At 60.9% G+C, this 21,856-nt stretch carries 18 protein-coding genes; 12 read left to right on the top strand and 6 right to left on the bottom strand.

From position 1 onward, the window contains the following. Positions 1-834 (bottom strand): aldo/keto reductase, encoded by an 834-nt coding sequence (locus tag AB0P14_RS07290; RefSeq protein WP_363839799.1) that lies wholly within the window; start codon positions 832-834, stop codon positions 1-3. 77 nt (positions 835-911) lie between these two features. Further along, the gene (locus AB0P14_RS07285; RefSeq protein ID WP_363840415.1) at positions 912-1,874 is read right to left on the bottom strand and encodes a sugar-binding domain-containing protein; all 963 of its coding nucleotides are present in this window, start codon (positions 1,872-1,874) and stop codon (positions 912-914) included. Positions 1,875-2,098: 224 nt separating this feature from the next. Here AB0P14_RS07285 and AB0P14_RS07280 point away from each other — a divergent pair, with 224 nt between their 5' ends. The 9 genes from AB0P14_RS07280 (at position 2,099) to holA (ending at position 14,318) form a co-directional block, all read left to right on the top strand. Next, positions 2,099-3,874 (top strand): glycerol-3-phosphate dehydrogenase/oxidase, encoded by a 1,776-nt coding sequence (locus AB0P14_RS07280; protein ID WP_363839796.1) that lies wholly within the window; start codon positions 2,099-2,101, stop codon positions 3,872-3,874. An 82-nt stretch (positions 3,875-3,956) separates the two neighbouring features. After that, a complete protein-coding gene (locus AB0P14_RS07275) occupies positions 3,957-4,697 on the top strand; it encodes an MIP/aquaporin family protein (protein WP_363839793.1) in 741 nt (246 codons plus the stop codon). 76 nt (positions 4,698-4,773) lie between these two features. Continuing rightward, positions 4,774-6,288 carry a glycerol kinase GlpK gene (glpK, locus tag AB0P14_RS07270; RefSeq protein ID WP_363839790.1) on the top strand — a complete coding sequence of 505 codons (1,515 nt, stop codon included), beginning with the start codon at positions 4,774-4,776 and terminating at the stop codon, positions 6,286-6,288. 217 nt (positions 6,289-6,505) lie between these two features. Beyond that, on the top strand, positions 6,506-9,031 hold the full coding sequence (gene leuS / locus AB0P14_RS07265; RefSeq protein WP_363839787.1) for a leucine--tRNA ligase: 2,526 nt from the start codon (positions 6,506-6,508) through the stop codon (positions 9,029-9,031). A 185-nt stretch (positions 9,032-9,216) separates the two neighbouring features. Then, a complete protein-coding gene (locus tag AB0P14_RS07260; RefSeq protein WP_363839784.1) occupies positions 9,217-10,233 on the top strand; it encodes a DegV family protein in 1,017 nt (338 codons plus the stop codon). Positions 10,234-10,351: 118 nt separating this feature from the next. Then, entirely contained in the window at positions 10,352-10,480 is a 129-nt protein-coding gene (locus AB0P14_RS07255) for a hypothetical protein (RefSeq protein ID WP_363839781.1), read from the top strand. Between the two features lie 32 nt (positions 10,481-10,512). Next, positions 10,513-11,268 carry a ComEA family DNA-binding protein gene (locus AB0P14_RS07250; RefSeq protein WP_363839778.1) on the top strand — a complete coding sequence of 252 codons (756 nt, stop codon included), beginning with the start codon at positions 10,513-10,515 and terminating at the stop codon, positions 11,266-11,268. Continuing rightward, entirely contained in the window at positions 11,268-13,151 is a 1,884-nt protein-coding gene (locus tag AB0P14_RS07245; RefSeq protein WP_363839775.1) for a ComEC/Rec2 family competence protein, read from the top strand. Before AB0P14_RS07250 ends, AB0P14_RS07245 begins: the two co-directional genes overlap by 1 nt. 159 nt (positions 13,152-13,310) lie before the next feature. Then, a complete protein-coding gene (holA, locus tag AB0P14_RS07240; protein ID WP_363839772.1) occupies positions 13,311-14,318 on the top strand; it encodes a DNA polymerase III subunit delta in 1,008 nt (335 codons plus the stop codon). Between the two features lie 465 nt (positions 14,319-14,783). Here the strand turns inward: holA and rpsT are convergent, their stop codons facing one another. Both rpsT and AB0P14_RS07230 read right to left on the bottom strand, forming a co-directional pair. Then, positions 14,784-15,044 (bottom strand): 30S ribosomal protein S20, encoded by a 261-nt coding sequence (gene rpsT, locus AB0P14_RS07235; protein ID WP_363839769.1) that lies wholly within the window; start codon positions 15,042-15,044, stop codon positions 14,784-14,786. Between the two features lie 180 nt (positions 15,045-15,224). Next, positions 15,225-15,827 (bottom strand): type II toxin-antitoxin system PemK/MazF family toxin, encoded by a 603-nt coding sequence (locus AB0P14_RS07230; RefSeq protein ID WP_363839766.1) that lies wholly within the window; start codon positions 15,825-15,827, stop codon positions 15,225-15,227. Between the two features lie 187 nt (positions 15,828-16,014). On the opposite strand from AB0P14_RS07230, the gene lepA reads away from it, so the two are divergent. Together lepA and hemW are read left to right on the top strand one after the other, a co-directional pair. Next, on the top strand, positions 16,015-17,871 hold the full coding sequence (gene lepA, locus AB0P14_RS07225) for a translation elongation factor 4 (RefSeq protein WP_363839764.1): 1,857 nt from the start codon (positions 16,015-16,017) through the stop codon (positions 17,869-17,871). Beyond that, the gene (hemW, locus tag AB0P14_RS07220; protein ID WP_363839762.1) at positions 17,868-19,097 is read left to right on the top strand and encodes a radical SAM family heme chaperone HemW; all 1,230 of its coding nucleotides are present in this window, start codon (positions 17,868-17,870) and stop codon (positions 19,095-19,097) included. Before lepA ends, hemW begins: the two co-directional genes overlap by 4 nt. 98 nt (positions 19,098-19,195) lie before the next feature. Here the strand turns inward: hemW and AB0P14_RS07215 are convergent, their stop codons facing one another. Both AB0P14_RS07215 and AB0P14_RS07210 read right to left on the bottom strand, forming a co-directional pair. Beyond that, positions 19,196-19,606: a DUF4870 domain-containing protein gene (locus AB0P14_RS07215; RefSeq protein WP_363839759.1), complete on the bottom strand. Its 411-nt coding sequence runs from the start codon at positions 19,604-19,606 to the stop codon at positions 19,196-19,198. A gap of 56 nt (positions 19,607-19,662) precedes the next feature. Continuing rightward, positions 19,663-20,529, bottom strand: a complete 867-nt coding sequence (locus AB0P14_RS07210; RefSeq protein WP_363839756.1) for a DUF3097 domain-containing protein — start codon at positions 20,527-20,529, stop codon at positions 19,663-19,665. Positions 20,530-20,828: 299 nt separating this feature from the next. Between AB0P14_RS07210 and hrcA the strand changes: the two genes are divergently transcribed. Beyond that, positions 20,829-21,842, top strand: a complete 1,014-nt coding sequence (gene hrcA, locus AB0P14_RS07205) for a heat-inducible transcriptional repressor HrcA (protein ID WP_363839753.1) — start codon at positions 20,829-20,831, stop codon at positions 21,840-21,842. Positions 21,843-21,856 lie beyond the last annotated feature (14 nt).

Raw genomic sequence — 21,856 nt, 5'->3', positions numbered from 1 at the left:
TCAGTTCACATCATTCGGATTGGAGCCGGAACGGCGGTCCTGGTCCAGTGCATTGATGGCAGTCAGCTGGTCGTCAGTGAGAGAAAAGTCGAACACGTTGAGGTTTTCAGCGATCCGGGCCGCAGAGCTGGCCTTGGGGATCACCAGATGCCCGGACTGGACATGCCAGCGCAGCACCAGCTGGGCCACGGATCTACCGGTCTCGGCAGCCAGGGCCAAGAGCACAGGATCGGTCAATAGAGCGCCGCGGGCCAAGGGGCTCCACGCCTGAGTGGTGATGCCCAGCTCGGCATGAAGGGCGCGCAACTGGTGCTGGGCCAGCCAAGGATGGAGCTCAATTTGGTTCACGGCAGGGACCACATCGGTGGCGTCCAACAGTTGAGATAGATGCTCCGGCTCGAAGTTGCTCACACCAATGGCACGTACTCGACCCTCGTGATAGAGGGTTTCCAGCGCTTTGTAGGTAGGAATGAACAGCTTCTTCTCGGGGCACGGCCAATGAATCAGGAACATGTCCACAAAGTCCAGGCCCAGGCGCTCCATGCTGGCGTCAAAGGCGGCCAAGGTGGAGTCGTAGCCCTGCTCCGTGTTCCACACCTTGGAGGTGACGAACAAGTCCGTGCGCGGCGTGCCAGCGGCGACCGCGTTGCGGATCGCGGCGCCCACACCCTCCTCATTGCCGTAGAGGGCTGCCGTGTCCACGGTTCGGTAACCGGTGGCCAGGGCGGTGGAAACCAGGTCCGCGCAGTCCTCAGATGGAACTTTATAGACCCCGTAGCCGAGCACATCGATCTCGACACCGTTATTGAGCGTGTGTTTGGGGGAGCGTTGCATACCGACAACTTTACCCAGTCCGGGCCCCGAGCTGGCATGGGCGCGCGGCTTGCAACCCATGAAGTCCCTCGACGTCGCTAGAGTCCGTCCAGTCCATTGAGGAAGCCGAAGATGGGATCGCTGGAGGGGCTGGACAACTCCACCAGTTCGCGAGCCGTGGATTCATCCAGAATCAAATCTGTGACCAGGCCTGCGGCGAGTGCCCCGCGCAGTCCAGTGATTTTCTTGGCCCCGGAGACCACACAGATACGACGCCGGACCTTGCGTAGGGTTTCCAAGTCAGGACCGCTGGAGCGTGAGTTGAGCACAATGTCGTCGTCACTTCCGTCAGAGCGGAAGAAAACGGTGGCCACATCCCCAGCGACGCCGCTGGCTTCCAGAGCATCCAGATCGGTGGTGTCGAGGTAGCCGCCGGAGTACACATGGCTGGGAATTTCGGCATCCATGGAGCCGACGCCGAAAATGGCGATGGTCATGCGCTCTTGCAGGTCCAGGATGCGCCGGACGCTGCGTTCTTGCCACATCATGTTTTTCGTGGCGGCGTGATCGAAGAACGCCGGCACAGGGAACTGTTCGACTTTTGCCCCGTACGCCGTGCCGAAGCGGCGTACGATCTCCGACGCGTAGGTGATGCCGGAGGTCTGGGTGTTGCCGGCGCCGTTGAGTTGGACAATGGTGCTGCCGTGGGTGGTTTTACGCGTCAGGTGGCGACTGACGGTGCTGACGGTGGAGCCCCACGCCACACCAATGACGGCGTTCGAGTCGACGAGTGGTCCGATGGTGCGGGCCGCCTGCATGCTGACCCGGTCCAAGACTTCAACTTCACTGAGCATGTCCGAGACCGGTACAACATGGACTTCAACTTGGTAGCGCTTGCGAATGACGCGTTCCAATTCAGGTGCTCTGTCGGAAGGAGTCTTGATTTGGATCTGCACGAGGCCGCTGTCGCGGGCTGTGGAGAGCAGCCTGGAAACTGTAGAGCGGGAGGTTCTTAACTCTCGCGCAATGGCGTCCATGGTCTGATCCTGTAAGTAGTACATTTGTGCAGCCCGCAGAGCATCTTGCTGTTTTGTTCGTTTGGAACTCACAGTTCATTCCTCCTTTCTGCACGTTCGTGCAAACATGTTGACTATATTTTCCACGTGCTCCAACAATAAAGGGAAGAGGCGCGCAGGGCGCAATTTATCTGGACTCGAAAGAGGTCATCGTGGGACTCCTAGGCAACGCAGGCGCTAACAATTCAGCGGAAGAAACCCCAACGGTTGTGAGAGCTCAAGTTCAGGCCCTGAAGGATCGTCCGCGTGCAAGTGTTTTGATCATTGGTGGCGGCATTAACGGTGTTGGTACCTTCCGCGATCTGGCTCTGCAAGGCGTAGACGTGGCCTTGGTAGAGCGCGGTGATTACTGTCAAGGCGCCTCCGGAGCATCCTCCCATATGATCCACGGCGGCATCCGCTACCTCGAAAATGGCGAATTCCGGCTCGTGAAGGAATCTGTCATGGAGCGCAACGGGTTGCTGAAGATCGCACCGCACTACGTCAAGCCGCTGCAGACCACCATCCCCATCTTCAGCACCTTCTCTGGCATCCTCAGCGCCCCCATGCGGTTCCTGACGCACAAGCAGGGTAAGCCCCAGGAGCGCGGCGCGTTCCTCATCAAGGTAGGCCTGACCCTCTACGATGCCTTCTCCCGCGACGGCGGCACGGTTCCCCGTCACGATTTCAAGGGCCGCAAGAAGGCTCTTGCCGAACTGCCTCAGCTGCCGGCCAACCTGAAGTACGCCGCCACCTACTACGACGCTTCCGTGCACAACCCGGAGCGACTGACGTTGGACGTACTCCAGGACGGCGAAAAGGCCGGCCTCGCTAGGACTGGATCCGCAGCTGGATCTGCTGCCGCTGGTTCTGCCGCCGCCGGTGCCACAGTTGCCGCCGAGGCCAAGGCTCGTGCCACCAACTACGTAGCCGCCACAGCCGTCACGGCCGACGGCGTGGAACTGACCGACCAACTCACAGGCGAGACGTTCGTCTTCAACGCTGACGTCATCGTCAACACCACCGGCGCTTGGGTGGACATGACCAACACCGCCATGGGCGCAGCCACCCGCTTCATGGGCGGCACCAAGGGCTCACACATTGTGTTGGATCACCCCGGACTACTGGCAGCTTGCAACGGCCGCGAGATCTTCTTCGAGCACACCGATGGCCGGATCGTCCTGATTTACCCCATGGGCGACAGGGTGCTGGTCGGCACCACGGACGTCAACGCTGACATGACCAAGGATGCGGTCTGCACCGAGGAAGAAATTGACTACTTCTTCGACCTCATTGGCCACGTCTTCCCCAACATTTTGGTGACTCGTGAAGAGATCGTCTACAGCTTCGCCGGCGTTCGCCCGCTGCCGCGCCACGACGAAACAGCGCCCGGCTTTGTCTCACGCGATTACCGTATTGAGCGCGCCGAGCGCACCATTGGCGGCACCTCCGTTCCGGTGCTGAGCCTGGTGGGCGGCAAATGGACTACCTTCCGCGCCTTGTCCGAGCACATGACGAACGATGTCCTGGCAATCCTGGGCATGCCGCGAAAGGTTTCTACAGCCAAGCTGCCCATCGGTGGTGGCGTGAACTTCCCGGGAACTACCGCTGGCGTTGAAGCGTGGATTTCCTCGCACACCAGCAAAACGGTCGACGCCGCTCGGGCGGGAGTCTTGTTGACCCGCTACGGAACCCGTGCCGATGAGGTACTGGCCTACCTGAATGGTGGTGTGGACACGGTCTTCGATTCCACCAATGAACTCAGCGACCGTGAGGTGGAGTTCATGGTGGAAAACGAACAAATTGGACACCTCATCGACGTCATGATTCGCCGCACCTCACTGGCGTTCCGAGGCCTGGTCACCAGCGAACTGCTGGCTGAGACGGCTGCCGCACTGGCGGGCCCGCTGGGTTGGAACGAGGCTAAAGTGGCGCAGGAAATCAGCCACAGCGTCGATGTTCTGGCACGCTTCCACGGCGTCCAGGTACAAAGCTTGATTGCCTAAGCCCCCGGGGGCGAAGGGGGCTCAAGAGGGCCGGCCAAAAGGGCCGGCCCTTCATATAATAACTAACCAATTGGAGTCAAAGATGTCTCTTGGAATAGTGTTCGCATCCGAAGTGATGGGAACAATGATGCTCACCCTGCTGGGTTGTGGTGTCGTTGCAAACGTCGCGCTCAAAGGAACCAAAGGCAATTCCGGCGGGTTCCTACTCGTCAACTGGGGCTGGGGCCTGGCCGTCATGGCCGGTGTCTTCGTCGCAGCAAAATCGGGTGCCCACCTCAACCCAGCAGTAACAGTAGGTATCCTCTCCAGCGGTGCGCCTGAGTATGCTCCGGATGTTGCCGTTACTTTCGCCTCAACCATGACGTACTTCGGCGCAGAAATGCTCGGTGCCTTCATCGGCGCCGTGGTCTGTTGGCTCGCCTACAAGGAGCACTTTGACGGCGAACCAGACTCAGCCACCAAACTGGGCGTGTTCTCCACCGGTCCTGCCATTCGCAGCTACGGCTGGAATGTTGTCACCGAAGTCATCGGCACCTTTGTTCTGGTCTTCGTCATCCTCCACTTCGGTGGCGGAGTTGCCGGCCTCGGCCCGCTGCCCGTTGCACTGCTCGTTGTAGGTATCGGTGCTTCCCTCGGTGGGCCCACGGGCTACGCCATCAACCCGGCCCGTGACCTGGGCCCGCGCATTGCGCACGCACTGTTGCCCATCAAGGGCAAAGGCTCAAGTGACTGGAGCTACGCCTGGGTACCCGTTGTGGGCCCGCTGATCGGCGGTGCCCTTGGCGGTGCCGCGGCCCAATGGCTGCCGCTCGTGGTGGCCTAAACCGCCAGGTCTGAACCTGAACCACTGTTCGTCATTTGGATCATTAGTATTTGAATCATTAGCAAAGGAAACAAAGATGTCTCAGTATGTCATTGCCATTGACCAAGGAACCACTAGCAGCCGCGCAATCGTTTTTGATCACGACGGCAACATTGTCTCCACCGGCCAGCTGGAGCACGAGCAGATTTTCCCCAAGGCCGGGTGGGTTGAGCACAACGCAACTGAAATCTGGAACAACACCCGCGAGGTCATCGGCACCGCCCTCGCCCAGGCCAATCTGACCCGGCACGACATTGTCGGCGTCGGCATCACGAACCAGCGTGAAACCGCAGTTGTTTGGGACAAAAACACCGGTGTTCCGGTCTACAACGCGATCGTGTGGCAGGATACCCGCACGCAGAGCATTGTCGATGAGTTGGCGGCAGACGGTGGCGTGGAGCGTTTCAAGGCGAAGGTAGGCCTCCCGTTGGCCACCTACTTCTCCGGCACCAAGATCAAGTGGATCCTGGACAATGTTGACGGTGCCCGTGAAAAGGCGGAAGCCGGTGATCTCCTCTTCGGCAACACCGATTCCTGGGTCACCTGGAATCTGACCGGCGGCACCGACGGCGGCGTGCACATCACCGACGTCACCAACGCCTCGCGCACCCTGTTCATGGACCTGGAAACATTGCAGTGGGACGAAGAAATCCTGGCTGTCTTCGGCGTGCCGCTGTCTATGATGCCCGCCATCAAGTCTTCCTCGGAGGTTTACGGACACGTGCACGGCAGCCAGCTGCTGCGCGAAGTACCCGTTGCCGGCATCTTGGGTGACCAGCAGGCTGCAACGTTCGGCCAGGCCGCTTTCAACCAAGGTGAAGCCAAGAACACCTACGGCACCGGCTGCTTCTTGATTTTCAACACGGGCGAAGAAATTGTTCACTCCAAGAACGGGCTGCTGACCACCCTCGGCTACAAGCTCGGCGACGCCGCACCGCACTACGCGTTGGAAGGCTCCATTGCCGTCACCGGTTCACTGATCCAGTGGCTGCGCGACAACATCGGCATGATCAAGTCTGCTCCCGAGGTCGAGGAGCTGGCGGCAGCGGTCGAGAACAACGGTGGAGTGTACATCGTCCCCGCATTCTCTGGCTTGTTTGCACCGTACTGGCGTGCAGATGCCCGCGGCGCCATCGTTGGCCTGACCCGTTTTGTGAACAAGAATCACATTGCCCGGGCCGCCCTGGAAGCCACCGCTTTCCAGACCCGCGAGGTACTCGACGCCGTCAACGCCGACTCCGGTGTCGACCTGACTGAGCTCAAGGTCGACGGCGGCATGGTCGCCAATGACGCGCTCATGCAGTTCCAGGCGGACATCCTCGGTGTCCCCGTGATCCGTCCCAAGGTCACCGAAACCACAGCTCTGGGTGCAGCGTATGCAGCTGGTCTGGCTGTTGGTTTCTGGAAGGACTTGGGCGAGCTGTCCTCGAACTGGTCCGAGGACAAGCGTTGGGAGCCGCAGATGGAGCCCGCTGAGCGCGATCGCCAGATGCGGCTCTGGAAGAAGGCCGTCACCAAGTCCATGGACTGGGTTGATGAAGACGTCCTCTAGAGGACTCTGAAGTACCCCGGCGGGAGCCCACCACAGGAGCAATCGGTGGGCTCCCGCCGTCGTACTTTAAGTGCGCTAAAATGAGGGAGTGTATACATTTCTCCTTCTTATTTAGCCGCGCTTTCTAGTGCGGTGCGCCCCTTGCCATGTCGAGGGGCTTTTGTGTGTAAGCAGTCAGCCAGCCAGCCAGCCGGCCAGAAGGAACAAGAAGCCAATGATGAACGAAAAGGCAGGGTACGTGAGCGTGCAGTCCCAGACTGAAGAGAACAGCGAAGAGGGCGTCTACAGTTTCGCCTCGATGGAAGCCAAGTGGCCGGCCATCTGGGACGAACTTAAGGTCTTCACACCCCTTGACGACGGCTCGAAAGAACGCCGCTACGTCTTGGATATGTTCCCGTACCCCTCGGGCGATCTGCACATGGGCCACGCCGAGGCGTTTGCCATGGGAGACGTGGTCTCGCGTTACTGGCGCCAGCTGGGCTATGACGTGCTCCACCCGATCGGCTGGGACTCCTTCGGGCTGCCCGCGGAGAACGCCGCCATCAAGCGCAACGCCCACCCCAGTGAGTGGACCTACGCCAACATTGACACGCAGGCGGAGTCGTTCAAACGCTACGCCATCTCCGTGGACTGGTCACGCCGTCTGCAGACCTCAGACCCCGAGTACTACCGGTGGACGCAGTGGCTGTTCAAGCGCTTCCACGAGAAGGGTCTGGCATACCGCAAGAACTCACCCGTGAACTGGTGCCCCACGGACCAGACAGTGCTGGCGAACGAACAGGTTGTCAACGGCGCCTGTGAACGCTGCGGCACCATCGTCACCAAAAAGTCCCTGAACCAGTGGTACTTCAAGATCACCGACTACGCCGACCGCCTCCTCGATGACATGGATGCGTTGAAGGGCCACTGGCCGGACCGCGTCCTGGCCATGCAGAAGAACTGGATCGGCCGCTCCGAGGGCGCCCACGTCACGTTCGTGATTGACGCCGCTGGCGAGGAAAAGGTCCAGCAGGAGTTGACGGTCTTCACCACCCGCCCGGACACCTTGTACGGGGCAACGTTCTTCGTGGTGGCCGCCGACGCGCCGTTGGCGCTGGATTTGGTCACGGCTGAGCACGCCGAGGCGCTGAGCGACTACCGCGAGCAGGTTAAGGCGCTCAGCGACATTGAACGCCAGGCCACCGACCGCCCCAAGTCCGGCGTGTTCACGGGCCGCTACGCCATCAACCCGTTGACAGGTGAGAAGCTGCCCGTCTGGGCCGCCGACTACGTGCTGGCCGATTACGGCACCGGCGCCATCATGGCCGTGCCTGCCCACGATCAGCGTGACCTCGATTTCGCCAAGGCTTTCGACCTGCCCGTCCGCGCTGTGCTGGATACCGGCATGGAAGATCCGGCCGAGACGTGGATCGCCTCCACCGGCGAAGGCACGCTCATCAACTCCGGCGAGCTCAACGGCCTGTCCAAGGCTGAGGGTATCCCGGCCGCCATTGCGGTTCTGGAGAAGTTGGGCACGGGCGAGAAGTTCGTCAACTTCCGCCTGCGCGACTGGCTGCTGTCCCGCCAGCGTTTCTGGGGCACTCCCATCCCCATCATTCACTGTGCCGATTGCGGCGAAGTGGCGGTTCCGGACGATCAGCTGCCTGTCCGCCTGCCGGAGAATCTGCGCGGCGAAGCTTTGGCTCCGAAGGGCACCAGCCCGCTGGCTGCCGCCGCGGACTGGGTCAATGTTGAGTGCCCCTCCTGCGGCAAGCCGGCCAAGCGCGACACCGACACCATGGACACGTTCGTGGACTCCTCCTGGTACTTCCTGCGCTTCACCTCGCCGGACTACACCGACGGCCCGTTCGATCCGGCCAAGGTCAATGACTGGATGCCCGTGGGCCAGTACGTGGGTGGCGTTGAGCACGCGATTTTGCACCTGCTCTACGCGCGCTTCTTCACGAAGGTCATCCACGATCTGGGACTGCTGGAAGCCACCGAGCCCTTCAGCGCACTGCTGAACCAGGGTCAGGTACTCAACGGCGGTAAGGCCATGAGCAAGTCACTGGGCAACGGTGTTGACCTAGGCCAGCAGCTGGATAAATACGGGGTCGACGCCGTTCGTCTCACCATGGTCTTTGCCGGCCCTCCCGAGGACGACGTCGACTGGGCGGATGTTTCGCCGTCGGGCTCGGCAAAGTTCCTGGCCCGCGCCTGGCGCCTGGCCCGTGATGTAACCAGCGAACCGGGCACCCCGGCCGCCAGCGGGGACGCAGCACTGCGTTCCCTGACGCACCGCACGGTCCATGACGCGAAGGCGTTGCTGGAAGGTCACAAGTTCAACGTTGTGGTCGCCAAGCTCATGGAGCTGGTCAACGCCACCCGTAAGGTCATCGACTCCGGTGCCGGCGCAGCCGACCCGGCCGTGCGTGAGGCTGCTGAGGCAGTGGCCATCATCTTGAGCCTGTTTGCCCCTTACACGGCAGAAGACATGTGGGACACCTTGGGTCACCCGGCCTCTGTTGCCAACGCCGGTTTCCCTGCCGTTGATCAGGCGCTCCTGGTGCAGCAGACTATCACCGCGATCGTTCAGATCAAGGGTAAGGTCAAGGACCGTCTGGAGGTGTCCCCGGACATTACCGAGGACGAACTCCGTGAGCTGGCTTTGGCCTCGGAAACGATCCAGAAGGCACTTGGCGGCCTTGATATCCGCACAATGATCGTGCGTGCGCCTAAGCTGGTCAATATCGTCCCAGCCTAGGTTCCAGCCTAGTCAGCGAAGAGACAGCGCGTAAAAGCAGCACCACGCAAAGTGCCCTCGCCCTCACTGGGCTAGGGCACTTTGTTTTTTGATGGATATGCGGACCTTGTTACACGGGACTGGTTGGACGGGGCTTTTTGGACTGGGCTTTTTGGACGGGACTGCTTGGGAAGGGGGTGGTGGCAATGAATGAAACATCGGCGGCACGCACATGGCTGCGGCAGCAGGTGGGCCGGATACGCCCCAAACCCATAAGCCCTATTGATCCCTTAGACGCAGGGCTTTTAGCTGAGCCCGCGGGCCCGCCGGCGCCGATCATCGCCATCGTGACCGATTCTGCCGCGGCTCTACCGCCGGAATGGGTGGCCGAACTTGCTGGCACCGGAGTGCTCATAGTGGTGCCCATCCCGCTCATCATCGGCGAAAACGTGTATTCAGATGATGATGCGGAACTGGAAGTCCACATTTCTTTGGCGCTGGCAGCCGGCAAACCCGTCAAAACATCGCGTCCGTCTCCGGGCCAGTTTGAACGTGCCTACAAGGCTGCGGCTAATGCCGGATTCGAACAGATCGTGTCCCTCCACCTGTCAAAGAAACTCTCGGGAACAGTGGATGCTGCCCAACTGGCGGCAGAGCGTTCGCCGATCCCCGTTCATGTGTTGGATTCAGCAACCGTTGGCATGGGGCAGGGCGGGGGAGTGCAGGCGGCTGTGTCGTCAGCGCTGCGGGGTGAAGATGCCGCAGCCGTGATTGCTGCCGCGCAGAGCGCTTTGTCCACTACCGAGATCTACTTCTATGTGCCAAGCCTTGAGCAATTGCGCCGTGGCGGCCGCATCAGCCTTGCTTCGTCATGGTTTGGGACAGTGCTGGATATCAAGCCCATCCTCGGGGTTAAGGACGGCGCTATTGTTCCCTTGGAAAAGGTGCGTACGGCTGCCAAAGCCATAGCCCGTCTTGAAGCGCTGGCCGCAGCCGAAATTGCGGCACGTGGCGCGGCCGAGACCCGGATCAGTCTGCATCATTTTGGCAATGAGTCTCAGGCGCGCACGCTCGGTGATTCCTTGGCGGCTGGCTCACCAGGGCTGGCTGGTGCCACATTGACACGTTTGCCGGCTGTTCTGGCTGCTCACGCGGGTCTGGGTGTCCTGGTTGTGGTGGTGTCGGGGGCACACGTTCCTCCACAGCAGGAGCTGGCTCCTTAGCTCCTCACAAAAGCGCCCAACGGTCATGTTCGTAGCCGCCGGGAGGCCTACGGTAGGTCCATGGAAGAGCGCAGCCCACAAGTCCAGCGGATGCGGCAGGCGAGCAATCGTGCCGGCCGTGGCTCTGACGCTGCTGGTGGTGCCGGCCCTGGCGATGGTCGCGGTGGTGGTTTCGGTGCTGGTTTCGGTGATTTCGATACAGGCAACTCTGAGGCTGGCAGCGGCGCGGCTCGTCGTCGAGGCTTAAGTCGCTGGAAGGGGCCCCGATGGGTTGTTCCCGTGCGCTCCTTAGTAGTGGTCTTAGCAATGGTGGCTGCTGCGCTGGGTGTCTTGTGGATTGAATCGGCGGGAGTGCAGAATGCTTCGGCGCAGCTGGTCACTGAAACCGCAGGAAAAGTAGCCGTCCCACCCTTGGATGCATCTCTGGCTGAATCTGCGGGGGCGGCTGGAGCCGTCGGTGCCGCTGATGCCACAGGCGCTATTGGTCCCGCGACGGGTGTCCCAGGAAGTTCTCAGGGCGCCGCGGCTGTTGGCGGAACAGATAACTCCGAAGGATCCACAGAGCAGACGCTATTGGTGGTGCATATTGCAGGGGCTGTGAATCATCCCGGAGTGTTCTCGCTGGCACCGGGTAGCCGGGTCTTTGAAGCGGTTGAGGCCGCCGGGGGAGCACTTCCCTCAGCCGAACTAGCAGCCTTGAATTTGGCGGCTCCACTGCTTGATGGCGTGCAGGTGTTCATACCCACCCAAGAGCAGGCGGCTGCCTTGCCGCTCAATCCGGGGGCACCGCAGGTGCCGGGCCAATCGCAGGGAGCGGTGGGTAGCGCTCCTTCCGGGGCGCAGGGAAAGCTCAATCTCAACTCAGCTTCTGCGGCTGAGTTGGAAACCCTGCCAGGTGTTGGCCCCGTTCTCGCCGAGCGGATCATCACGTGGCGTACTGACCACGGAAAGTTTGCCACTGTCGACGCTCTCGATGCGGTTGCTGGGATTGGTGCCAAGCTGTTGGCCGGCCTGCGTGATTTGGTCACCGTCTGATGAGGGTCCGTGAACCGCGCTGGGCCCGGTTTACTCGTGCCGCCGTCGGGGACCCAGAGCCGGTGCGGGCCAAACCGTTACGGATTCGTTTGTTGTTGCACCTGCAGGATCTGCGGCGTCGCGTTGCCGATGCGCATGCTGGACAGGCCGAGAGTGAGCTGCATAGGAGGGCAGATGCCCGGCTGCTTCCTGCCGTTGTGGGGACCTGGGCGGCAGCTGCTGCCGCCATGATGATGCCCTGGGAGCTGACTGCTGGTTGCGCGCTGGTGCTCGTTACGGTCCTGCTGGCAGCCTTTGCGGCTACCCAATGGCGTCGGCTGTCGCGTATGCCAACTAGTAGGTCCAGCCGGGCCAGTAATGCGGGGCGGGTGAGCAGACCGAGTAGGGCGAGGTGGGCTCCGCGGAGTGGTGGTGCATTGGCCCTACTACGAGCAGCGGCACCCACGGTGATTCTGGCCGCTGTCTGTATTCTGGGCGTCTTGGCGTCGGCGGCGCTACGCTCCTGGGGCGCGGCGGCTTCTCCAATAGATCAGGCTGTGGAACGAGGTGAGGTGTTGGTGCTCACCATAGAAGTGGAGACCGCACCTAGACGCTTGAGCGCGGGTAACGGACCGCCACGGGTGGCCTTCGACGCCGTAGTGGTCCAGGCTCAGGCCAAGGGCAAGACCATGGCGGGCAGGCTGCCCATTCGAGTTGTTGCAGGGACGGAATGGGCCGGTCTCCAACCTGGGGACAGTGCTGTGACTGCCGGTTCCATTACGCCAGCAGGAGGACACGAGTCTGTCGCCGGGTTCCTTCGCCCGTCCACCATTCCACAGTCGCCAACGTCCGCGTCAGGTGGGTCGCAAGCGGCCGTCACCGCTATCCGCAGCTCCTGGGTTGCGGCGGTGCAGACAGTATGGGCAGAGAATTCCGATGATACTGCAGGACTTTTGCCGGGGATGGTCATGGGGGACCGCGCTGGTATGGACAGTAGCCTCGATGACTCCATGCAAGTGGTTGGCCTCACACATCTGACAGCGGTCAGCGGAGCCAATTGCACCCTCATATTGGCTTCCCTCATGCTGGGCCTGCGGACGCTCCGGTCACCGCGGAGTCTGGCCTTTGCCGCCTCGGGTCTAGGCCTGCTGGGATTTGTTCTGGTGGTGGGCCCGGATCCCAGCGTGCTGCGGGCTGCCGTCATGGGGGCCATCGGAGCCATGGCTATTCTGGGCGGACGGCCCAAAAGGGTGGGAACACTGCTGGCGGTCTCCATCGTGGTGCTGCTGCTGGCCGATCCTTGGCTTGCCGCCGACTACGCTTTCATCCTTTCCGTGCTGGCCACTTTGGGGCTGCATCTTCTGGGTCAGCGGTGCGTGCGGTGGTTGGCTGTCATGCTGCCACTGTGGTTGGCGCAGGCCGTCGCCATTCCTTTAGCGGCTCAACTGTTCTGTGCACCCGTCATTGTGCTGCTGCAGGCCCGGTTAACGCCGTACACCATTCCTGCGAATATGCTGGCGGCCCCGGTGGTGGCACTCGTAACTACGGTAGGCACACTGGGCATGGTGGTGGCCACTGTGCTTCCTCCGCTGGCCGCGCTCTGTGCAGCCATTAGCGGGCTCGGAGCGTGGTGGGTGGCTGTCGTGGCGCGCACGCTGTCGGCCTGGCCCGCGGCCAGCCTGCCTTGGCCTTCGGGCGTCCAAGGAGTTGTGCTTATGTCACTGCTGAATACTGCGGTACTAGCCGTGCTGTTTGCTGTGGTGGAGAAAGAGCGGGCTCGGGCTATTGCTGCGCGGATGCGAGCCCTGCTGCCAGCGCGGTGGCGCGGCCACGGGTTTGTTGCTGCAGTGGTCTTCGCCACTGGAGCAGCAGCCTGGTGGAGCGCGGCGGTACTTCAACTATGAGACCGGGCCAGCCATGACTGGGCATGCCGCGACGGGGCCAGCCGCGACAGGGCCAGCCGCGACACGCCGGTGGGCCGAACGCCGTCGTGCTGGTTGGGAATCAGCGGCCGTCAGTGGCACAGTAGATGCTGTGAATATTGAGTGGACAGGAAGCGGCCAGTGAGCCCGGCTCCGAGAACTACCCAGCGGCCTACCGGCGGTGCCGACTGGCGTGACGTTCCGCTGGCACCGGTGGTGCTCCTGTTCGGCCCCGAAGACTTCATTGCCAGCCGGGCCACCGACGATCTCCGCAGGAAGCTGCGGGCACAGGATCCGGCCATCGAATTGACCTCGCTCGATGCTGCCGCCTACACAGCGGGCAAATTGAGCATGGTCGCCAGCCCGTCGCTGTTCAGTGAGCCCAAGCTCATTGAGGTGTCCGGTCTGGCCAGCATGAGTGACGATTTCTTGCAGGACGCCTTGGCCTACATCAAGGACCCCGCCCCTGATGTCACACTACTGTTGACCCACAGCGGCGGCACCCGCGGGAAGAAACTGCTGGATGCTTTGAAAGCTCTCGGAGTTCCTCGCATCGAGTGCCAGCCGCTGAAAAAGGATGCCGAGAAGTCACAGTTTGTCAGTGCTGAGTTCACCTTGAATCAGCGCAGGATCGATGCGCAGGCCGTCCGGGCCTTGGTGGCAGCCGTGGGCGCAAGCCTCTCGGAATTGGCGGCAGCATGTTCCCAGCTGATAGCCGACACCACTGGCATGGTCAGCAGCGACGACGTCGATAAATACTACGGCGGCCGGGTCGAAGCCACAGCTTTCCGGGTGGCTGACGCTGCTCTCGCCGGCAACGCCCCCGTGGCCTTGTCCACGCTCAGGCACGCCCTCGCCACAGGAGTGGATCCGGTCCCGCTCGTAGCAGCGTTGGCCATGAAGGTACGGCAGGTAGCCAAGGTGTTTTCGCTCCGTGGCAGTTCCGCCCAGCTCGCCCGCGAACTCGGCATGAGCCCGTGGCAGGTCGATGCAGCACGCCGTGACGCCGGGCATTGGAGCGGACCAGCATTGGTGACTGCCATCAAGGTGCTGGCCGAGGCCGACGCCCAGGTCAAGGGAGCGGCGAAAGATCCGGTCTATGCCGTGGAGCGAGCCGTGACCGTGATTGCCACTGCGGCCCGGCGCTAGAGCAGGAATCGACGGGCGGCCGCTATGTGGTTAAGGGCTGGTACGGGCTGGATTTGAAAACGCGGATGATGCGATGAAAATCGCGAATTTGTCGCGTCTTCTGCAGTCTCGAACAGGTTCAGCGCATCATCTGCTGTTTCGAAGCAGAAGCCACTGACGCACCCGGGATGTACCCACATTTTGGCCGCTAACCACTAACCCCCGCACTCGAGTCGCCAGATATGGCCCCTTTAGTCGCATTTTCGGGGCCAGATGTGGCGACTCGAAGATGGCGATCGAAAGAAGCCACTGACATGACCGGGATGTACCCACATTTTGGCCGCTAACCCCCGGAATCGCGTGAGGGCTGGCCGCTAACGCTGAATAAACGCTGTAACCATGAATAAACGCTGACTTAAACAATGAAGGACCCTCACCAGAACGGTGAGGGTCCAACATTTGAGTTGCGAAGCGGATCAGCTTCTCTTAGAGGGCGTTAACCTTCAAAGCGAGTGCTGACTTACGGTTGGCAGCGTTGTTGGCGTGCAAGACGCCCTTGCTGACAGCCTTATCCAGCTTGCGGCCGGCATTCACCAGTGCGGCTGCTGCTGCATCCTTGTCGCCTGCAACCAGTGCCACGTTGACTGCACGGACAGCGGTCTTGACGCCTGAACGAACGGCGAGGTTGCGCTGGCGCGACTTCTCGTTGGTCAGGATGCGCTTCTTCTGGGACTTGATATTAGCCACGATGTATAACTCTCTTTTGATACGTAAATTCGGTCGTAGAGGGCGTAGCTTGGCCGTCGACAGCGGCGTGGGGATGCTCGAATTATGGTGAACGTCTGGCCAAGCTGTTGCATCCGCCGACCTGCACGGATACACACAAGCAACAAGTTTATCAGATTTTGTCCCCGCAACTAGTGCGGCTTACTTCCAGCCGTGTCGTTGGCGCAGGCCGGTAGCTACCGCGTTGAAGCGTTTCTTCTCCAAGATGGATCCTTCGCGTCGCAGGTCGCGGGCAGAGACCTGCAAAACTCGGTCCAGCTTCACTTCACTGTCGCGTCCCTGCTTGTCCCAGGAACCAGAACCAATGTCTATGTAGTCGTTGTCGCCGCGATGATCATCACTGTGATCCTTGCTCGTCATCATCAGCGCCAGCAGATACTTCCCAGACTTGCCTACGATCAGGACGGGCCGGTCCTTGCCTTGGCCATGGTCTTCCTCATAAGGCACCCACGTCCACACGATTTCCCCGGGGTCCGCCACGCCGTCGGGCTTGGGTGAATAGCTGACGGTAGCCGTGCCGCGGAAGTCTCCCGGGTAAGGTGCGCTGAGTCCGCTGGTGGGGGAGCCCGACGTCGGCCGGGCGGCGGGGCGGCCCGCTGGTCTTGCGCTGGAGGAACCTGACGCCTTGGTGCCGGGCCGGGTTTTGGTGGAGGAGTTCCTTGGCTGGGAGGTTTTCCCGGGGCTGAGGAATGCGCCTGCCAGAGACCGGAGGAACTTGAAAATTTGCTCGGAAGTCGATGCCATGGTTTCTAGGGTAACGAATGGCTAGGTACCGATGGGGCTCTTGTGGGTGGCGGGTTCTCTCGTGGCGGGGTAAACGTGGGAGACTTGATGGCAATGAGTGTCCGCCGTGCAACGCGCGGTCACATCCCCTGCACGGTTCGGCGCATCAGCCGTTATCCCTGCGTTCATGCAACAGTAAGGAACCCTAGTGTCACCCATGGCCCGCACTGCCCCGGTGCCCGCCGCGACTGATCCGGCGATCATCAGGAACTTCTGCATCATCGCGCACATCGACCACGGTAAATCAACCTTGGCCGATAGGATGCTTCAGCTCACTGGAGTTGTTCAGCCGCGTGACATGAAGGCGCAGTATCTTGACCGCATGGACATTGAGCGTGAGCGTGGCATCACCATCAAGTCCCAGGCTGTTCGTATCCCCTGGGAAGTTGATGGCACTTCTTACTGCCTGAACATGATTGACACCCCGGGTCACGTTGACTTCACGTACGAGGTTTCCCGGTCCTTGGCCGCCTGTGAAGGTGCCATCTTGCTGGTGGACGCCGCGCAGGGCATTGAAGCCCAGACTCTGGCTAACTTGTACCTGGCTATGGAAAATAACCTCACCATCATCCCGGTATTGAACAAGATTGACTTGCCGGCCGCGCAGCCTGAGAAGTACGCGGCCGAGCTTGCCAACCTCATCGGCGGTAAGCCCGAAGACGTGTTGATGGTTTCCGGCAAGACCGGTGTCGGTGTGGAAGCGCTGTTGGATCAGATCGTCCGTGACCTGCCGGCTCCTGTGGGCGATCCCAACGCCCCGGCCCGTGCCATGATTTTCGACTCTGTGTATGACACCTACCGTGGCGTGGTCACTTACGTCCGTGTCATCGACGGCAGCCTGAGCCCGCGCGAGAAGATTCAGATGATGTCCACCCGAGCCACGCACGAACTGTTGGAGATTGGTGTCAGCTCGCCTGAACCCAAGCCCTCCACGGGTCTGGGCGTTGGCGAAGTGGGCTACCTGATCACAGGTGTGAAGGATGTGCGCCTGTCCAAGGTGGGCGATACCGTCACCACCTTCCACAAGCCTGCAAGCGAGGCCTTGGCCGGCTACCACGACGCCAAGCCCATGGTCTTCTCCGGGTTGTACCCGATGGACGGTACCGATTACCCGGTGCTCCGTGATGCGCTCGAGAAGCTCATGCTCAATGACGCCGCGCTGGTCTACGAACCCGAAACCTCGGCTGCACTGGGCTTCGGCTTCCGCGTTGGCTTCCTGGGGCTGTTGCACCTGGAAATCACCCGTGAGCGCTTGGAGCGCGAACACAATCTGGACTTGATCTCCACAGCTCCCAACGTGGAGTACGAGGTCACGCTGGAAGACAAAAAGGTTGTGCACGTTACCAACCCCAGCGAATACCCCTCGGGCAAGATCGCCGAGGTGCGCGAGCCAATGGTGGCCGCAACCATCCTGGCCCCCACCGAGTTTGTTGGCGCCATCATGGAGCTGTGCCAAACCCGCCGAGGCATTCTTGGCGGCATGGACTACCTCTCCGAGGACCGTGTTGAGATCCGTTACCGCCTGCCGTTGGCGGAAATTGTGTTCGACTTCTTTGACATCTTGAAGTCCAAGACCCGTGGTTACGGTTCACTGGACTGGAAGGCCGACGGCGATCAGGTCGCAGACCTGGTCAAGGTCGACATCCTCCTCCAGGGCGAGCAAGTTGACGCATTCTCCGCCATCACGCACCGCGAAAAGGCCTACGCCTACGGTGTCATGATGACCGGCAAGCTGCGTGAGCTCATCCCGCGCCAGCAGTTCGAGGTACCCATTCAGGCGGCTATTGGTGCACGCATCATCGCCCGCGAAAGCATCCGCGCCATCCGCAAGGACGTTCTGGCCAAGTGCTACGGTGGCGATATTTCGCGTAAGCGCAAGCTGCTTGAGAAGCAGAAGGAAGGCAAGAAGCGCATGAAGATGGTGGGCCGCGTAGAAGTCCCGCAGGAAGCCTTCATTGCCGCCTTGACCACCGGTGAATCACCCAAGGACAAAGCAAAGAAGTGACACCATCTGCACTACCCCTCGGGGATCCGGCTCCGGCCGACGGCGTCCTGCCCGCGCAGGCCGCCGTCGGTGCTGAGAGCCGCAAATTTAGCCTGTACGCGCACATTCCTTTTTGTGCTGTGCGCTGCGGCTACTGCGATTTCAACACCTACACGGTCACCGAACTCGGCGGTGGCGCATCTCAGGATGCCTACGCCGGAACCGCTGTGCGGGAGGTGGAATTTGCTGCCCGAGCCATGGTGGCCTCCGGTTTGCCCGCCAGGAAGCTGAGCACCGTCTTCTTCGGCGGCGGCACACCCACGCTTCTGCCTGCCAGCGATCTGACCAGTATTTTGGGTGCTGCCATCGCGCAGTGGGGCATTGAGGACGGCGCCGAGGTGACCACCGAGGCTAACCCGGATTCGGTCACCCGTGAGTCACTTCAAGAACTGTTCGACGGCGGATTCACTCGCGTATCCTTCGGCATGCAATCGGCAGTGCCGCATGTGCTCAAGGTGCTGGACCGCACACACAACCCGGAGAAGGTCCCGCAGGCGGTTGCCTGGGCACGCGAAGTTGGCCTGCGGGTTAGCGTGGACTTGATCTACGGCACGCCGGGGGAGAGCTTCGCGGACTGGGAAACCTCGGTGCGCACAGCGCTGAGCTACGAGCCGGACCACATTTCTGCCTACTCCCTGATTGTGGAGGAGGGCACTAAGTTGGCTGCCCAGATCCGCCGCGGTCAGGTCCCCAACATTGACGACGACGACCATGCCGCCAAATATGAACTGGCTGATCGGCTCTTTCAAGAGGCCGGCCTGTCGTGGTACGAGGTCAGCAACTGGTCCCGGACACCGCAGGACGCGTGCCAGCACAATCTGGCCTATTGGCGCGGGGACGACTGGTGGGGGATCGGGCCTGGCTCACACTCACATATGGGCGGCGTCCGCTGGTGGAACGTCAAGCACCCCACGGCATATGCAAACCGCCTGGACAAGGGCGAATCGCCGGCGGCCGGGCGCGAAACCCTTGACGCTGATACCCGTGAGCTTGAACGCATCATGCTGGTCTCTAGATTGAAACAGGGCCTAGCTATCGAGACACTGTCTCCGGCTGCCCGCAAGGCAGTTGCCGGGCTCATAGCTGGGGAACTCGTTGACCCAGTGAAGGCCTTCGCCGGGACTTTAGTACTCACTCTCAAGGGGCGGCTACTGGGTGACGCTGTAACCCGCGCGCTCCTGGACTAGCAGGATCTCCGGGCATACACAAAGGGGGGCTAGCTCTTAGTGAGCTAGCCCCCTTGCTTTTAACTTTGCCTTTAACTTCGGAGTTTAACGGCTACGTGTTACTTGATTAGGCGCGGATTCCACGGGTAGCGGTACGGCTGGTCGTTGTTGACCCGCACGGCGCCAATGATGGCGAAGACGGTCAGGAAAGCCCAGATCAGCAGTGCCATCAGGGAAAATGCCGTGCCTGAGCCCGGGTTGATCAGCTGCATGACAAAAGCCAGGATGTTCAACAAGACCGCCACAATGGTGGGGATCAAAGTGAAGTTTAGGGCTTCCTTGGATTCCTGGGCCGTAAAACGGCCGCGGGGCGCGATGTACTTGTAAATCAAAAGCGAAGGAACGCAACCCAAAATGCCACCGCAATGTGACATGAAAGCCCACTGCTTGTCTTCAGACGGTGTGAGGGGCTGCAATGGTACGGCGCCATTTTCGTTATTTTGGTTCTTCTGGTTGGCCGGGTGGCTCACAGTTTCAGGCCTTTCAGCGTGCGAAGCTACGGGCGTGAAAGATCATTGCCCTGACTCTAGGATACGGGTGCTGTCAGGAAATCAATGACTTCCTCGACACGACCCAGCAGTGAAGGCTCCAGATCGGAGTAGGAACTCACCCGTGAAAGCAATCGCTGCCAGCCCAGACCGATGTCTTCGGCAGTTGTGTGCGGCCAGCCAAAAGCTTGGAGGATACCCGCCTTCCACTCCATAGTCCGCGGGATAATCGGCCATGCAGGGATGCCCAGAGTGGAAGGTTTGATGGCCTGCCAGACATCGACGTACGGGTGTCCAACGACGAGGACGTTCGCCCGGACGCCAGGCTTCTGCATGAGATTGGCCACAATTCGAGTTTCCTTGGAGCCTGGCACCAAGTGGTCTACCAGAATGCCCAAACGGCGGTTGGGTCCGGGTCTGAAGTCGGCCACGGCGGCGGCAAGGTCGTCAATGCCTCGCAGCGGTTCTACAACGATTCCTTCCACCCGCAGATCGTCTCCCCAGACTTTCTCGACGAGTTCGGCGTCGTGCTTGCCCTCGACCCAGATCCGGCTGGCTTTGGCAACCTTGGCACGGTCCCCGGTGACCTTGACGGAACCTGAAGCGGTACGCAAGACCTGCTTGGGTGCGCCAGCGGCTGTGGGGGCGATGAGTTCAATGGGTTCGCCTTCCAGCAGGAAGCCGAAACCGAGTGGGAAGGCGCGGATCTTCTCGCGTCGATCGGCGAGTTCCACAATGTGCATGCCCCCGGATTTCTCCAGCCGCACCACAGCTCCCACCCAGCCTGTTTGCACGTCTTCCACGACGAGACCCGAACGGGCCTCCACCTTGCGCAACACCCGTTCTGGCGGGGCGCTGAGGTCCAGGGGGCCCCACTGGTGGTGAGGTACGTCATTGAAATGCATGGAGAAACCTGACTTTTGACGCTCAAGGCAACGCTCATGGCGAACGCTACAGGGTGAAAAGCCATGCTATCGCGTGCTGTGCCCGCCCTCGTGGCACTAGCCGTATAGGGGCATGGCGTGTGCGCGCGGGGTGTGGATAAGCCATGGGTGGGTGGTCTGAAAAAGTATTAGACTTAGCACTTGGTTGGGTAGAGTGCTAAAAGTTAGTTATCAAGAGCCACTGGGCGTGCCCGGTGGAAAGCTGATGCGGTGAAGTTTGGGCAAAGTTACGGTGAGAAGGCTGAAGGGAGGTGCCGAGCATGAGTGAACCACGGAAATTGGAAGTTCTGCGGGCTATTGTTGAAGATTATGTGCATTCACGTGAACCTGTCGGCTCCAAGGCTTTGGTGGAACGGCATCACCTGGGCGTCTCCAGTGCCACCATCCGCAATGACATGGCCGCGCTGGAGGAAGAGGGGCTGATTACCGCTCCGCACACCAGTTCCGGGCGCATTCCCACGGATAAGGGCTACCGGCTCTTCGTCGATCAGCTGGCTTCGGTCAAGCCACTTTCAGCAGCCGAGCGGCGCGCCATTTCGGTACTGTTGGACGGTCCCACCGATCTTGACGACGTTTTGGAACGCACCGTACGGACACTGGCACAGCTGACCAACCAGGTGGCTGTGGTTCAGTACCCGCGCACCACAGCAGCCACGGTACGGCACATCGAATTCGTTTCATTAGCGGCTCACCAGGTGCTGGTGGTGCTGATCCTCGCCTCGGGCAAAGTGGAACAGAACGTGATTGACCTAGGTGGCGCCGTAGATGAGGACATTCTCGCCGGGTTGCGGAGACTCTTCATGGCTAGTCTGAACGGACTGACTGTGGCCCAACTTCCTGCTGCGGTGGTCAGGATTCCGCTCGAGGTTCCAGTAGCTGAGCAGGCTGCGGCTGCACGGCTGGCCCAAGGTCTGGCGATTTTGGCGCACAGCGCCCGAGAAGACCGCATTGTCATGGCAGGGACGGCCAACCTTGCCCGGTCCAACAATGATTTCCCCTTGAGCATTGGCCCCGTCTTGGACGCTCTAGAGGAGCAGGTCGTACTGCTGCGGCTGCTGGAAGCAATGGCTCAGGACTCGTTGGGCATGGCTGTGGTGATTGGCCGTGAAAACCCTCACGATTCACTGGCGGAAGCTTCTGTGGTGGCCACCAGCTATGTGCCTGGCGAAAACGCCAAGCTCGGAGTGGTCGGCCCAACCCGGATGGACTACCCCAACACGATGGCCAGCGTTCGCGCCGTGGCCCAGTACTTATCGAGAATTTTGGCCGGCTAAGCGGCCACCGATTC

The sequence above is a fragment of the Specibacter sp. NPDC078709 genome, from assembly GCF_040686795.1.
Classification (GTDB): domain Bacteria; phylum Actinomycetota; class Actinomycetes; order Actinomycetales; family Micrococcaceae; genus Specibacter.
This window is presented reverse-complemented; position numbering and strand designations above follow the sequence as displayed.